Genomic DNA, 12,751 nt, shown 5'->3' with positions numbered 1-12,751 from the left:
GCCCGTGCTGGTATGGCCTGCAGGTGATCAACCGAAAAGTTGACAGCTCGCTCATCGTGCGTTGTTAATCGGCTGGTTTTCATACGCTGTTGCCCCCTCCAATAATTACTCTGGAGCTTCAGATGTCTGCGCCACGCGATCATGTGTCTACTGCGGTTTCGCCAAACCTGTCCTTCGAAGCGCTGACGGCGTTGCTCGAGCAGATCTTCCTGCGTCACGGCACCTCAGCCGATGTCGCCAAAACCCTGGCCCTCAACTGCGCCGGCGCCGAGCGCGACGGGGCTCACAGTCATGGTGTATTCCGCATTCCCGGTTATGTGTCGACGCTGCAGAGCGGCTGGGTCAATGGTCAGGCAGTGCCGGTGGTCGAGGATGTAGCCTCGGGATTTGTCCGGGTTGATGCCGGTAATGGTTTTGCCCAACCGGCCCTCGCGGCGGCGCGGTCCTTGTTGGTCGAGAAGGCCCGCAGTGCCGGCATTGCGGTGCTGGCCATCCGCAATTCCCACCATTTCGCCGCCTTGTGGCCAGACGTCGAGCCGTTTGCCGATGAAGGGCTGGTGGCACTGAGCGTGGTCAACAGCATGACCTGCGTGGTGCCGCACGGTGCCGATCGGCCGCTGTTCGGGACCAACCCGATTGCCTTCGCCGCTCCTCGGGCCAACGGTGACCCGATCGTTTTCGACCTGGCGACCAGCGCCATCGCCCATGGCGACGTACAGATTGCTGCTCGTAAAGGCGAGCGTTTGCCGGCGGGCATGGGTGTGGACAGCCTCGGCCAGCCAACCCAGGATCCGAAAGCGATCCTTGAGGGCGGCGCCTTGCTGCCGTTTGGCGGACACAAGGGTTCGGCGCTGTCGATGATGGTGGAGTTGTTGGCGGCGGCGTTGACCGGGGGCAATTTTTCTTTCGAGTTCGACTGGTCGAACCATCCGGGGGCGAAAACACCCTGGACGGGTCAACTGCTGATCGTGATCGATCCGAGCAAGTCGGCGGGGCAGAATTTTGCCGAGCGCAGTCAGGAACTGGTTCGGCAGATGCACGGTGTAGGGCTCAAGCGGTTACCGGGTGATCGGCGTCACCGGCAGCGTGCCAAAGCCAAGGTCGAAGGCATCGCACTCGATGCTCAAACGCTGGCAAATCTGCGAGAACTGGCCGGGCTTTGAGGTCAAGCGCAATCTCTAATGTGGGAGCGGGCTTCTGTGGCGAGGGGGCTTGCCCCCGTTCGGCTGCGAAGCAGTCGTGAAACCTGCACACCCGCTCTAGCTGATTCACCGCGGAAACAGTTTTGGGGCCGCTTCGCGACCCAACGGGGGCAAGCCCCCTCGCCACAAAAGCCCCTCACCACAATGACTTAACGCCGGCCCAACAACAGCCCGACCACCAAACCGAATCCGGCGGAGATGGCCACGGTTTGCCAGGGATGACCACCGATGTAGTTTTCGCTGGCCTCGACTGCGGGCCTGGTCCGGTCACGCATACTGGAGACTGAACCCCGGGCCTGCTGGAGTTTCTGGGCGATTTGCCCACGAAGGGTGTCCGCTTCTTCACCGACCAGTGAAGCACTGCTCTTGAGCAGTTTTTCCGACTCTTCGATCAGGGCCTGAAGTTCGCTGAAGACCTGATCCTTGATTTGATCCTCAGCGACTTGATCGATGATTTTGCGGGCCATTGGAGTACTCCTTGCAGGTAAATGGGCAGTGAACAATGGAGTCTGGCGCGATGGCAAAAGTTGCAGCCATTTTGCGTGGCGACTCCACCCTGAAGAAAAATCCAGGGCAGGACATTTCCTCCTACAGTGTAAGATGTCGCCTATTTTACGCAGCAGGTATCTTCCATGAGCTTCAATCTGGCCGACAAACCCCTTGCCGAGCGCGCGGCGCTTGAAGATGAGAAATCTCGTCTGTTCGAGCTCTGGCAAAACAACCTGGGTAAATCCAAGGGCGAAGCCGCACGGTTGTTCGGTGAGCGTGCCAAGCGCAAAGGCAAATGGGCCGAGTGGGTCCGCGCCGAACTCGACGGCATGTCGCCGCCGGAATTCGCGAACATGGTGCGCAGTGAAGTCAATCGCCTGATGGCCGCTAAATAAGCTTCCAGCACTGACAGTTTCGAAATTGCCGAAGATCGCAACCTGTGCCAGCTCCTACGGGTGGGAAAAAGTCGCGATAATCGCCTCGCGCACTTTCAGCACCACCGGATCGAGCTGTGTGCTGGTACGCCAACCCAACTCGATCGGGTAGCGTGGCAGCGCCAAAGGGCAGGGCAGCAACGCCAGTCCGCTAAGCGCGGCGATACTTCGAGCCGCATGGGCTGGAATAGTCGCCACCGCCTGACTGCCCTTGAGCAGATGCGGCAACGCGGCAAAGTGCGTGGTCGACGCGCATACCCGCCGACTCAGGCCCAACGCCGCCAGGCCTTCATCGGTGATCCCGATAAAACCGCCCGATGACACCAGGATGTGTTCGCGGGCGACGAACTCTTCAAGGCTGAGAGTTTCCTGTCCCTCGGTCAGACTGAGAGGGTCCACCAGGCACAGATAATCGCCTTCACCCAGCACCTGACGACTGAGCAAACGCTCGGCAAACCCGCCTGCCGTGATCGCCAGGTCGATGCTGCGTTCCATCAAGGCCCGGGCGACGATCTGGCTATGGGTCTGGCGAAAGATCAGCCGCAGTTTCGGCGCGCGATCAGCGATCTCTTCAATCAATGGTCGCCCGTAGGCGATTTCGAAATCATCCGACAAACCCACCGTCACCGAGCGTCCGTCGTAATGATTCGCCGCCGGATCGACCATCACCAGGCTCTGGCGGCATTTGTTCAGCGCATCGCTCACCACCGGTTTCAACTGGTTGGCCTTGAGCGTCGGCGCAAGACCTCGACCCGTGCGCACGAACAACTGATCGCCATACACCTCTCGCAATCGGCGCAACGCCGCGCTGACCGCCGATTGCGTCACGCCCAGACGCAGCGCGGCACGGCTGGCGCTGGATTCTTCATGCAGGGCTTCGAAGACTTTGAGCAAGTTGAGGTCGACGGTTGCGATATTCATTTGGTTCATATCATTCAGCAGTGAGTCGGGCTTTATTCATGATCCTGTGGCGCCGGAGAATGAGCAACACCTCATTACTGACGGAGTCACCGCGATGCCCAAGTCCATCGTTGCTGCCCTGCAAATCGGCGCCTTGCCCGGCGGCAAGGCCGATACCCTCGATCAAATCCTCTCTTGGGAAACCGCCATTATCGAATCCGGTGCCGCACTGGTGGTCATGCCGGAGGCGTTACTCGGCGGCTACCCAAAAGGCGAGGGTTTTGGCACACAACTCGGTTATCGGTTGCCGGAGGGGAGGGAAGCGTTTGCGCGGTATTTCGACAACGCCATCGACGTGCCCGGTGCCGAGACTGAAGCCTTGGCCGGATTGTCCTCACGCACTGGCGCCAATCTGGTGATCGGCGTGATCGAGCGCGCGGGCAGCACCTTATATTGCACCGCGTTGTATTTCGATCCGCAGGCCGGGATGGTCGCCAAGCACCGCAAACTGATGCCCACCGGCACCGAGCGACTGATCTGGGGCAAGGGCGATGGCTCGACCTTGCCGGTGATCGACAGCCAGGTCGGGCGAATCGGCGCCGTGGTGTGCTGGGAAAACATGATGCCGCTGCTGCGCACCGCGATGTACGCCAAAGGCGTGGAGGTCTGGTGCGCGCCGACGGTGGACGAGCGGGAAATGTGGCAGGTCAGCATGCGCCACATCGCCCATGAAGGACGCTGCTTTGTGGTCAGCGCCTGTCAGGTGCAGGCGTCGCCGCAAGCCTTGGGCGTGGAAATCGCCAACTGGCCGGCGCAGCGCCCGTTGATTGCCGGTGGCAGCGTGATTGTCGGGCCGATGGGCGACATTCTCGCCGGGCCGCTGCGTGACGAGGCGGGTTTGCTCACTGCCGAAATCGACACCGACGACCTGATCCGCGCCCGTTACGACTACGACGTGGTCGGGCACTACGCGCGCCCGGACGTGTTTGAGTTGACGGTGGATGAGCGGGCCAAACCGGGCGTGCGGTTCAACGCATAACTAATGTGGATCTTCAGCGCAGTTGAAGCCACTCTTCGCGGGTGATCTCCCAGAGCTCCTTCGGGAATCGCCCGCTGACAAAGTCGCCTTCTTCGGTGTGTATCAAGCGCATGCCGGTACGTTCCGAGAGTTTGCGCGAGCCGATATTCGGGGCCGCTTTCGGCACGCGCAGCAACGGCCGACCGAGTGTTTCGAACCAGTACTCGGTCACCGCCGCACTGGCTTCACCCATCAACCCCTGGCCTTGCCATTGCGGGGCCAGCCAAAAGCCGCGGTTGTTATCCTGTTCATTCATCAGGCTGACATTGCCGATCAGTTGATCGGGGGCCGACTTCAAGCGGATCGACCAGTGCCATTCTTCGCCACGGGCCATCGCCGGCAAGGCAATATCACGCAGATAAGTCAACGCGCCATCGGCGGGATAAGGCCACGGCACCAGGACATTCAGATAACGCACCACGTCCCAGTGAGGGAAATGTTGCTGGATGGCTTCGGCATCGGCCAGTTCCAGCGGGCGCAAAATCAATCGTTCGGTGTAGAGCGTTGGAGCAGTGTGCATCGTGGATGACCTCCTTGTAGGGACGGGCGCTGCGCATCATGCGCAGCGTCGATTGTCCGTCTAGTCTCTAGGCGTTCACACCCCTGTCAACGGATGGACTGTCCATGAGTTTGTTACTCGGCCCGATTCTGCAGTTTCGTGGCATCAACAGTAATGTCTATAACGTGTCCGCTCTAGTGGTTTTACCTTTGGGCGCGTCATCACCCAGCGTAAAGTTGCCTGGCGGTGTCAGTGCCGGTAAACCGTTGGCCATCGCCGATATCCCGTTGCTCAATCCTCAGTACCGCGTCTGGCGCATCGATTTAAAAGCGCTGCAAGAGCAGGCTGTTGCCAGCACTTACACGGTCAAGATAGAGGGCGCGGAGGCAAACTTCGTCGTTCCGGCCGAGGGCCAGTCGCCGCGCATGGCCTATGTGTCGTGCAACGGCTTTTCGGACCCCAAGGGCATGGAGAAGGTGGACCGGAACAACGAGCGCTGGGAGCACATGTGGGGGACTCATCAAAGCAAGCCCTATCACCTGTTGTTGATGGGGGGCGATCAGGTATACAGCGACGAAATGCGCAGCAGCGTGACGTCCATGAAGATCTGGTTCGCCAAACCCTTCGCCGACCGTCAGAAGGCCGCCTACAGCAAGGTGATCGAAGCCGATCTGGACAAGTTCTTCGCCAGGCTCTACCTGGAGCGCTGGAAACAGCCTGAGGTCGCGAAGCTGCTCAGCGCCGTTCCGACGGTGATGATGTGGGATGACCATGACATCATCGATGGCTGGGGTTCCTACGATGAGATTCTGCATTCAAGCCCGGTGTTCCAGGGGCTGTTTGCCACGGCCAAACGCTATTTCAGGATTTTCCAGCAGCAACTGATCCAGACTCATCCTCATCTCAAGCCGTCCGCTGATGTTCATCCCTGTGCGATTCCCGACACCGCCGACGGCTTTCACCTGGGGTTTACCGGCCTGGGCGAATTGGCATTGCTGGTTCCTGATTTACGCAGCGAACGTGCGCCGGATTTGACGACCCCACGGGCTCAACAAACCCGAGTCATTTCCCCCGTCAGTTGGGATGCGATTTATGCCTGGCTGGGCAAGGTCAAGGGGCATAAGCACTTGCTGCTGATGTCGAGTATTCCCGTGGGCTACCTGGATTTGCAGGCGGCCGAAAAGGCACTGGACCTGATATCGGGGCAACAGGAACTCGAGGACGACTTGCGCGACCATTGGCGAAGCCTGCCCCATCGAGACGAACGCAAGCGGCTGATCATGCGGTTGCTGGATTTCGCCCATGCCGAGTCATGCAAGGTCACGCTGGTGTCCGGTGATGTTCATGTGGCGGGGGCCTGCGTGATCGAATCGACGTTGTCCCGGCATCGCAACGATGGTTCAGGATTGATCTACCAATTGATTTCGACCGGGGTTGTGCATCCTGCACCACCGGTGTTGGCGGTGCAGTTTCTGGAGTCCATTGGCAAGCACCAGGAACAGATCGACTACGCCATTACCGGAACCCTGTTGCCCATCGGTGCACGGGGGCGTTACCTGATCGCCGCTCGAAACTGGCTGGCGATAGAGCCGGATGAAGAAAGCACCGGCAAAAGTCGGCTGTGGGCCCACTGGCACGTAGAAGGCCTCAAACATTGTGTGACTCAGGTGATCGATCCGGTTAAGCCGCGGGCCGAGCCGTGAGCGTTACCAGGTGTCGGTAGTCGGCCCCGGCAGGCTGAGTTTGCCGCGATCAACGAAACGCATCGTGCCGAACACGCCGCTGGCCAGTTTGCCCCGAAGCACGTACGGCAGATTGTTCAGTGTCTGCGTCTGTCCCAGCCCGAGGGTCTGACGCAGCACCGAGAAGGCCGAAACGCTCACCGGCACCACGATGACCGCCTCGGAAAAGCGCGGAATCGAGCCCGACTGGTCGCTGACACCGGAGGCGAGTGATTGACCGTTCACCTCCAGATCCAGGGCTACACCGTTGTAATCGATTGCCGTTTCATTGGGGTTTTGCACGCGCAGCTTTACCGCAAAACGCACTTCCAGTTCCTGGCTTGGCAGCGGCTCGATACCGACCACGTTGATGTTCAGCGGGTCGCGATGAGGGAACAGGGCGCAGGCGCTGAGGGAGAGCAGCAGGAGGGACAGAGACAGGGCGAACAATCTGCGCATGGACAGGCTCTCGAACAGGAAGTTATTCAGCACGATAGCGCACAACGCGCTGACAGTGATTCGAAGATATTTCGCAGCCTGTTATGACACCTTCGCGGGCAAGTCGGATCGCCGCAGCGGTGTGGCGATCCGACTTGCCCGCGACGCTTTTCAGGCGGCCAATCGCTCCTGCCAGTTTCTGACAGCAGCCTCTGCTAAGCTCCGACGACTTTTCAGCAAAGAGCCTGCCGACCGTGTCGCGAACCAGCCGTTTACTGACTTTGTTACAAGTGCTTCGGGGCAAAAGTCGTCCAGTGACTGCGGCGACATTGGCCAGCGAACTGGAGATTTCCGAACGCACGCTGTACCGCGACATCGCGGAGCTCACCGCGCTCGGCGCGCCGATTTTTGGCGAGGCGGGGATCGGCTATGTGTTGCGCAGCGGTCTGTTTCTGCCGCCCCTGATGCTCAATGCCGATGAAACCGAAGCCATCGTGCTCGGGTTGCGCTACGTGGATCAGCGTGGCGATGAGGTCTTGGGCAAAGCCGCGGCCGATGCCCTGGCGAAAATCGCCGCGGTACTCGACCCGGCGGCCCAGGAGGCCTTGCGCAACCCGACGGTGCTACCGGGCCCACCGGGTTATGGCTATCCGCAAAATGCCGTGCCCTTGAACGTGTTTCGCCAAGCCATCCGCGATCAGGCCAAACTGCACATTGATTACGCAGACGCCAACCAGGTGCCGAGTCAGCGGCTGATCTGGCCCCTGGCCCTGGGTTTTCTCAACGAAGTGCGGATCATCGTTGCCTGGTGTGAATTGCGCAGTGCCTTTCGCACCTTTCGCACCGACCGGATCTCGGCCGCCAGCGAGCAGGGCGAACGCTATCCGGGGCGGCGCAGCGACCTCTTGCGCACCTGGCGCAAGCAGATGCAACTGGACGACGCAGGGCGTTTCACTCCTGACAAGAACTGACACAGACTTGTTTTAGCATGGCACCAGAATCAACTCACAAGGAGCCGTAAACATGTCCAGTCCAGCCTCTTCACTGGCCCCCGCCATCGCCGCCTATATTGCCGCTGCCAATGCTCGCGACACGTCGAGGGTTGCCAGTTTTTTCGCTGAGGATGCCAACGTGTTCGATGAAGGGCAGCATCAGGTCGGCACGCAAGCCATCGCCCAATGGATGCAAGACACCGCACAACGTTATCAGCCCCGGGTCGAGGTGCTCGACGTTCAGCTGCGCACCGGCAAAGTGCTGGTGCATAACCTGATCTCCGGCACCTTCCCCGGCAGCCCACTGGAACTGCGCTACATGTTCCGCCTCAATGAGCAGGGCAAGATTGCCCGGCTGGATATCTCGCTGTAACGACGCGAAACCTGTGGGAGCTTGTGTGGCGAGGGGGCTTGTCGGAACGCCGCATCGCCCCGTTCGGCTGCGAAGCAGGCGTAAACCCTGTACATGCGATTTAACTTTGAAATGCCGGGGGCGCTTCGCACCCCAACGGGGGCAAGCCCCCTCGCCACAAAAGCCCGCTCCCACAGGGGTTGTGCTTGACCTACTAGCATCAGGCTTCGCCAGCAGCCCCAGAGACGTATACTGCCGCGCATGAATGTCGACTCTCCCTTAAGCGCCTGGCAACACGCCATCGAACAGAAGGGCTTCGTCCAGGACGAAGCTCAGGAACATGCCGTGTGGGCGTTGCAAAAATGCCACGAAGCCTTGCATGAAAACCACACGCCGATCACCGGCGTGTACCTCTGGGGCCCGGTCGGGCGGGGCAAGACCTGGTTGATGGATCAGTTCTACCAAAACCTGCGCGTCCCGTCCCGGCGTCAACACTTTCATCATTTCATGGGCTGGGTGCATCAGCGTTCCTTTCAATTGACCGGTACCGCCGACCCATTGAAAGCGCTGGCCCGCGAGTTGAGCCAGGAAGTGCGCGTACTGTGTTTCGATGAACTGTTCGTCAACGACATCGGTGACGCGATCATTCTCGGGCGTTTGTTTCAGGTGATGTTCGAGCAGGGCGTGGTGGTGGTCTGCACCTCCAATCAGCCGCCGGATCAGCTGTACGCGGATGGCTTCAACCGTGAGCGGTTCGTGCCGGCCATTACCGCCATCAAGCAACACATGCAGGTCATTGCGGTGGATGGCGGGGAAGATCATCGTCTGCACCCTGGCACCGGTCTGCAGCGTTATTGGGTGAACGTACCGGGTCAACCCGGCGCGTTGAGCGAGGTGTTCAAAGCCTTGACCATCGGCCAGTCGCTGTCCAGCGATCCGGTCAAGATCGGCTACCGTTCGGTCAATGTCATGCAGGCCAGTCAAACCGTGCTCTGGTGCCGTTACGCCTCGCTCTGCGAGCAGGCGTTTGCCGCCATGGACTTCATGGCCCTGTGCGACACCTTCAGCGCTATTCTGTTGAGCGACGTGCCCAACCTCAGCGCACAAAAGCGCGAAGGGCGCATCGCTCGCGGCACTGAAGACGGTGTCGAGCGGGTAGTGGCGGGTGATCGCGAGTTGCCGCAGTTGTCGGTACACGACGACGGCGTGCGCCGGTTCATCGCCCTGGTGGACGAATGCTACGACCGCAAGGTGCCGCTGTACCTCGAAGCTCAGGTGCCGATGGAGGCGTTGTACACCGAGGGCTATCTGGAATTTCCGTTTCGCCGCACCCTCAGTCGTCTGCAGGAAATGCAGCTAAAACGTTTCGCCGAGGCTTGATACCCGGAAGGAGCGAACATGAATCAGCCCTTGTCTCACCATTTGCTGACCATGGCCTATCAAAACGCGTGGGCCAATCACCGACTGGCCAAGGCCTGGCTTCAGCTAAGCCCGGCCGAGCTGGCGGCGCCGCGAGTCAGTTTTTTTCCAAGCCTCGGCGCGACCCTTAATCACATCCTGACCTGTGACTGGTTCTATGTGGATGCCCTGGAGCGGGAGTTGCGCGGTGACGAACCGCATCCCGACTGCTACGTATTTTTCAACGAAGACGAGCCGTTCACCCACGGCGCCGATCTCAAGCGCGAGCAAGCCCTGGTGGACCGTCGATTGATCGCCTATTGCGAGCAATTGCGCGACACAGGCCTCGGACGGATCGTGACCATCGCGCGCGACACTCCGCAACATGACAGCCGTTTGCGCATGCTGTCCCATTTGTTCGAGCATCAGATTCATCATCGCGGGCAGGTTCACGCGATGCTCAGTGGCACCTCGGTCAAGCCACCGCAACTGGACGAGTTTTTCTGTGCCGGTGAGGCAGAGTTGAGGGCTGAGGACTTTGCCGAGTTGGGATGGACCGAGGCATTGATCTGGGGCGTTTGAGAGAGAACGATCACAACAGGATCCAGTTGTCGGCACCCCGGCACTCGCGATAAGGTCGCTGGACCTTTCAGTGCGCAAGAGGCGAACTGGGGCAACTTGTGTGATTGAGGGTGGAAATGGAATCCGCAGAAATTCTTGTGCTTCAGGCCAGCTACACCAACCCGGTGCATGCCGAGGCGATTGGCCTGGTGTTGAACCATTACGCCGAAGACCCGATGGGCGGCGGTCACCCATTACCCGCCGACAGGTTGCAACAACTGCCGGGGGAACTGGCCAAACGTCCCCATGCCTTCAGCGTACTGGCGTTTGTCGGCGGCGAGCCGGCAGGGCTGGTGAACTGCTTTGAAGGTTTTTCGACCTTCGCCTGCCGGCCGCTGGTCAACGTGCATGACGTGGCAGTGGTGTCGAAGTTTCGCGGGTTGGGGCTGAGTCAGAAGATGCTGCACAAAGTCGAGGACATCGCACGCCAGCGCGGCTGCTGCAAAATCACCCTGGAAGTACTGGAAGGCAATGCGGTGGCTCAGGGGGCCTACGGCAAATTCGGCTTTTCGCCAGGCATGTTCGACCCGGCGCACGGGCGGATGCTGTTCTGGACCAAGGCGCTTTAATTCGCTGGAAGGTGCGGAACCTGTGGGAGCGGGCTTTTGTGGCGAGGGAGCTTGCTCCCGTTGGGTCGCGCAGCGACCCCGGCATTTCAAAATTAAACCGCATGTAAAGGGTTTACGACTGCTTCGCAGCCGAGCGGGAGCAAGCTCCCTCGCCACATAAGCCCCCCCACACATGGGTGCAATTACTGCTGAACAACTGCCGGAGTGACAGGCGTGCCCTTGGGTTTTATCAGGCTGAAGTCGATCAACGGCCGCTGCTGGCGCTCATAAGGATCGCCGATCATCAACGGTCGTGATTTGAAGCTGTCGCTGACCAGGCTTTTGCTGCGGTCCAGTTCATCGAAACTCAGACCTGCCAGATCCGCCCAGGTGTGAATCAGCTGAGAACTGCTGTACGGCCGTCCGAGATCACCGGCAAAATTCCAGTCATGGGTTTCGCGCCATTTCGGCGAAGCCCAAGCCATGAATGGAATGGTGTACATCGGTGCCGTCGGCTTGCTCTCGTTGCGGCCCAGGGTATTGTGGCCGGCGGAGTCGAAAACGTCTTCGCCGTGGTCGGAGAGGTACAGCAGGAAGCCGTTGGGATCAGTCTTGGCGTAGTCCTTGATCAGGCTCGACACCACGAAGTCGTTGTACAGCACTGCGTTGTCATAGCTGTTGTACGTCGGCACCTGATCGTCACGCACGCCGTCCGGAACACCTTTGCGGTCGGTGAACTTGTTGAACGTCGACGGGTAACGGTACTGGTAGCTCATGTGCGTGCCGAGCAAATGCACAACGATCAGCTTGCGCGGCGCCGCATCGGCCAGCGCCTTGTTGAACGGTTCGATCACGTCGCCATCGTACTGGGCGGCATTTTGGTTACGGTTATTGTTCAGGTACACCTGCTCATCGGCCTGCTGGGAGAACGTCGTGAGCATGGTGTTGCGCTTGGTCATGGTCTGCTGGTTGGTGATCCAGAAGGTCTTGTAACCCGCCTGTTTCATCATGCTGACCAGCGACGGCGTCGACAGGTAAAGGTCCGGGTTTTCTTCGTCGGCGAATGTCAGTACCTGCTGCAACGCCTCAATGGTGTAGGGGCGTGGGGTAATAACGTTATCGAAAACCGCCAGTTGGTCCTTGAGTTTGTCCAGTTCCGGCGTGGTTTCCCGTGGGTAACCGTACAGGCTCATGCGCTGACGGTTGGTGGATTCGCCGATCACCAGCACCAGAGTCGCGGGCTGATTGGCCATCGCATCGGTGAGGTTCTTGAGCGGTGCAATCTTGCTGGCGCTGTCGAGCATGGCTTGCATGCCGGCCAGGGTATTGAGGTAACGGTGATAGGCCACGGCCATCTGCCACGGCACCGCGGGTTCGATGCGAGTCTCGAATTTCTCGAAGCCGCCCGCCAGGCTGCCGGTGTGCGCGGTCTGCTTGATCAGCGGGTAACCGACTACTGCCAGCAGAATCGCCATCGCTGCGATCAACGCCTGGCCACGAGGCAGGTACACCGGACGCAGGCGGGTCCAGAGGAAATACGCGAACGCGGTGTGGGCGAGGAACGCCAGTACCATCCACCAGGCAAAATACTGGGTCATGTACTCGCCGGCTTCAGACACGTTCGATTCGAACATGATGAAGATGACGCTCTGGGAAAATTCCTGCTGATAGATGAAAAAATAACCTAGGCTGGCCATCGAACAGGCCCACAGCACCACGCCGATCAGCGCGGCCATCACGCGTGTTTGCCTAGGGAACAACAGCATCGGCGCGAGCCAGATGGCACTCATAACAAAGGCCTGGCGGAACCCGGTAAACCCGGAAGTGCCCGACAGTTGAATCAGCAGTTGGGTGATGCCGGAAAAATACCAGAAGAACAGGAATAACCAGAGAAATCCTGCCCAATCAAAACCATTCGCAGACGTTTTGCTGCGTTTAAACAAAGCCATTCAGCACTCCAGCCTGATAATTTCTTCGGCCGTCGGCACTCTCCTTGTCACAGACGAGCGTACGCCGCGCGAATACCGAGCGGCCACAATGAACCGGAGTATCGACAAGAAGGTGTGAAAACTTTGTGAG

Annotated in this window: 14 protein-coding genes; 9 read left to right on the top strand and 5 right to left on the bottom strand. The window is 59.6% G+C overall.

Translation table 11 applies throughout. The annotated features are described in order from the left end of the window. The first annotated feature begins 122 nt into the window (after nucleotides 1-122). A complete protein-coding gene (locus ACZ3HH_RS11015; protein ID WP_465804508.1) occupies nucleotides 123-1,163 on the top strand; it encodes an Ldh family oxidoreductase in 1,041 nt (346 codons plus the stop codon). A 188-nt stretch (nucleotides 1,164-1,351) separates the two neighbouring features. Here ACZ3HH_RS11015 and ACZ3HH_RS11010 read toward each other — a convergent pair whose 3' ends face one another. Then, nucleotides 1,352-1,669 carry an ElaB/YgaM/YqjD family protein gene (locus ACZ3HH_RS11010; protein ID WP_465804506.1) on the bottom strand — a complete coding sequence of 106 codons (318 nt, stop codon included), beginning with the start codon at nucleotides 1,667-1,669 and terminating at the stop codon, nucleotides 1,352-1,354. 165 nt (nucleotides 1,670-1,834) lie between these two features. Here ACZ3HH_RS11010 and ACZ3HH_RS11005 point away from each other — a divergent pair, with 165 nt between their 5' ends. Then, a complete protein-coding gene (locus ACZ3HH_RS11005; RefSeq protein WP_007897387.1) occupies nucleotides 1,835-2,086 on the top strand; it encodes a hypothetical protein in 252 nt (83 codons plus the stop codon). Between the two features lie 54 nt (nucleotides 2,087-2,140). On the opposite strand, the gene ACZ3HH_RS11000 is transcribed toward ACZ3HH_RS11005, so the two are convergent. Continuing rightward, complete coding sequence (locus tag ACZ3HH_RS11000) at nucleotides 2,141-3,055, bottom strand: LysR family transcriptional regulator (protein ID WP_465804504.1); 915 nt, start codon at nucleotides 3,053-3,055, stop codon at nucleotides 2,141-2,143. Nucleotides 3,056-3,140: 85 nt separating this feature from the next. On the opposite strand from ACZ3HH_RS11000, the gene ACZ3HH_RS10995 reads away from it, so the two are divergent. After that, nucleotides 3,141-4,064 carry a carbon-nitrogen hydrolase family protein gene (locus ACZ3HH_RS10995; protein WP_465804502.1) on the top strand — a complete coding sequence of 308 codons (924 nt, stop codon included), beginning with the start codon at nucleotides 3,141-3,143 and terminating at the stop codon, nucleotides 4,062-4,064. Nucleotides 4,065-4,077: 13 nt separating this feature from the next. Here ACZ3HH_RS10995 and ACZ3HH_RS10990 read toward each other — a convergent pair whose 3' ends face one another. Next, nucleotides 4,078-4,623 carry a GNAT family N-acetyltransferase gene (locus ACZ3HH_RS10990; protein ID WP_465804500.1) on the bottom strand — a complete coding sequence of 182 codons (546 nt, stop codon included), beginning with the start codon at nucleotides 4,621-4,623 and terminating at the stop codon, nucleotides 4,078-4,080. Between the two features lie 104 nt (nucleotides 4,624-4,727). On the opposite strand from ACZ3HH_RS10990, the gene ACZ3HH_RS10985 reads away from it, so the two are divergent. Continuing rightward, nucleotides 4,728-6,305, top strand: a complete 1,578-nt coding sequence (locus ACZ3HH_RS10985) for an alkaline phosphatase D family protein (RefSeq protein WP_465804498.1) — start codon at nucleotides 4,728-4,730, stop codon at nucleotides 6,303-6,305. A gap of 3 nt (nucleotides 6,306-6,308) precedes the next feature. On the opposite strand, the gene ACZ3HH_RS10980 is transcribed toward ACZ3HH_RS10985, so the two are convergent. After that, nucleotides 6,309-6,782, bottom strand: a complete 474-nt coding sequence (locus tag ACZ3HH_RS10980) for an LEA/WHy family protein (RefSeq protein ID WP_465804497.1) — start codon at nucleotides 6,780-6,782, stop codon at nucleotides 6,309-6,311. 233 nt (nucleotides 6,783-7,015) lie between these two features. On the opposite strand from ACZ3HH_RS10980, the gene ACZ3HH_RS10975 reads away from it, so the two are divergent. From ACZ3HH_RS10975 to ACZ3HH_RS10955, 5 genes are all read left to right on the top strand, one after another. Further along, nucleotides 7,016-7,732, top strand: a complete 717-nt coding sequence (locus tag ACZ3HH_RS10975) for a helix-turn-helix transcriptional regulator (protein ID WP_465804495.1) — start codon at nucleotides 7,016-7,018, stop codon at nucleotides 7,730-7,732. 52 nt (nucleotides 7,733-7,784) lie between these two features. Further along, complete coding sequence (locus ACZ3HH_RS10970) at nucleotides 7,785-8,126, top strand: nuclear transport factor 2 family protein (RefSeq protein WP_030130317.1); 342 nt, start codon at nucleotides 7,785-7,787, stop codon at nucleotides 8,124-8,126. Between the two features lie 240 nt (nucleotides 8,127-8,366). Next, complete coding sequence (gene zapE, locus ACZ3HH_RS10965; protein ID WP_465804493.1) at nucleotides 8,367-9,485, top strand: cell division protein ZapE; 1,119 nt, start codon at nucleotides 8,367-8,369, stop codon at nucleotides 9,483-9,485. A gap of 18 nt (nucleotides 9,486-9,503) precedes the next feature. Then, nucleotides 9,504-10,085: a DinB family protein gene (locus tag ACZ3HH_RS10960; protein WP_465804491.1), complete on the top strand. Its 582-nt coding sequence runs from the start codon at nucleotides 9,504-9,506 to the stop codon at nucleotides 10,083-10,085. Between the two features lie 116 nt (nucleotides 10,086-10,201). Beyond that, nucleotides 10,202-10,693, top strand: coding sequence for a GNAT family N-acetyltransferase (locus tag ACZ3HH_RS10955; protein ID WP_454186222.1), 492 nt, complete (start codon nucleotides 10,202-10,204; stop codon nucleotides 10,691-10,693). Between the two features lie 182 nt (nucleotides 10,694-10,875). On the opposite strand, the gene ACZ3HH_RS10950 is transcribed toward ACZ3HH_RS10955, so the two are convergent. Beyond that, nucleotides 10,876-12,621 (bottom strand): phosphoethanolamine transferase CptA, encoded by a 1,746-nt coding sequence (locus ACZ3HH_RS10950; protein ID WP_465804489.1) that lies wholly within the window; start codon nucleotides 12,619-12,621, stop codon nucleotides 10,876-10,878. Nucleotides 12,622-12,751: the final 130 nt, after the last annotated feature.

The organism is Pseudomonas sp. PME37.24/025 (assembly GCF_055556615.1).
The sequence above is the reverse complement of the archived record's forward strand: the minus strand, read 5'-3'. Positions and strand labels throughout refer to the sequence as shown.

Coding starts and splice junctions, on each gene's coding strand:
- ACZ3HH_RS11005 (WP_007897387.1), top strand. CDS start 1,835: ATGAGCTTCAATCTGGCCGACAAACCCCTTGCCGAGCGCGCGGCGCTT.
- ACZ3HH_RS11015 (WP_465804508.1), top strand. CDS start 123: ATGTCTGCGCCACGCGATCATGTGTCTACTGCGGTTTCGCCAAACCTG.
- ACZ3HH_RS11010 (WP_465804506.1), bottom strand. CDS start 1,669: ATGGCCCGCAAAATCATCGATCAAGTCGCTGAGGATCAAATCAAGGAT.
- ACZ3HH_RS10990 (WP_465804500.1), bottom strand. CDS start 4,623: ATGCACACTGCTCCAACGCTCTACACCGAACGATTGATTTTGCGCCCG.
- ACZ3HH_RS10960 (WP_465804491.1), top strand. CDS start 9,504: ATGAATCAGCCCTTGTCTCACCATTTGCTGACCATGGCCTATCAAAAC.
- zapE (WP_465804493.1), top strand. CDS start 8,367: ATGAATGTCGACTCTCCCTTAAGCGCCTGGCAACACGCCATCGAACAG.
- ACZ3HH_RS10950 (WP_465804489.1), bottom strand. CDS start 12,621: ATGGCTTTGTTTAAACGCAGCAAAACGTCTGCGAATGGTTTTGATTGG.
- ACZ3HH_RS11000 (WP_465804504.1), bottom strand. CDS start 3,055: ATGAACCAAATGAATATCGCAACCGTCGACCTCAACTTGCTCAAAGTC.
- ACZ3HH_RS10985 (WP_465804498.1), top strand. CDS start 4,728: ATGAGTTTGTTACTCGGCCCGATTCTGCAGTTTCGTGGCATCAACAGT.
- ACZ3HH_RS10995 (WP_465804502.1), top strand. CDS start 3,141: ATGCCCAAGTCCATCGTTGCTGCCCTGCAAATCGGCGCCTTGCCCGGC.
- ACZ3HH_RS10970 (WP_030130317.1), top strand. CDS start 7,785: ATGTCCAGTCCAGCCTCTTCACTGGCCCCCGCCATCGCCGCCTATATT.
- ACZ3HH_RS10955 (WP_454186222.1), top strand. CDS start 10,202: ATGGAATCCGCAGAAATTCTTGTGCTTCAGGCCAGCTACACCAACCCG.
- ACZ3HH_RS10980 (WP_465804497.1), bottom strand. CDS start 6,782: ATGCGCAGATTGTTCGCCCTGTCTCTGTCCCTCCTGCTGCTCTCCCTC.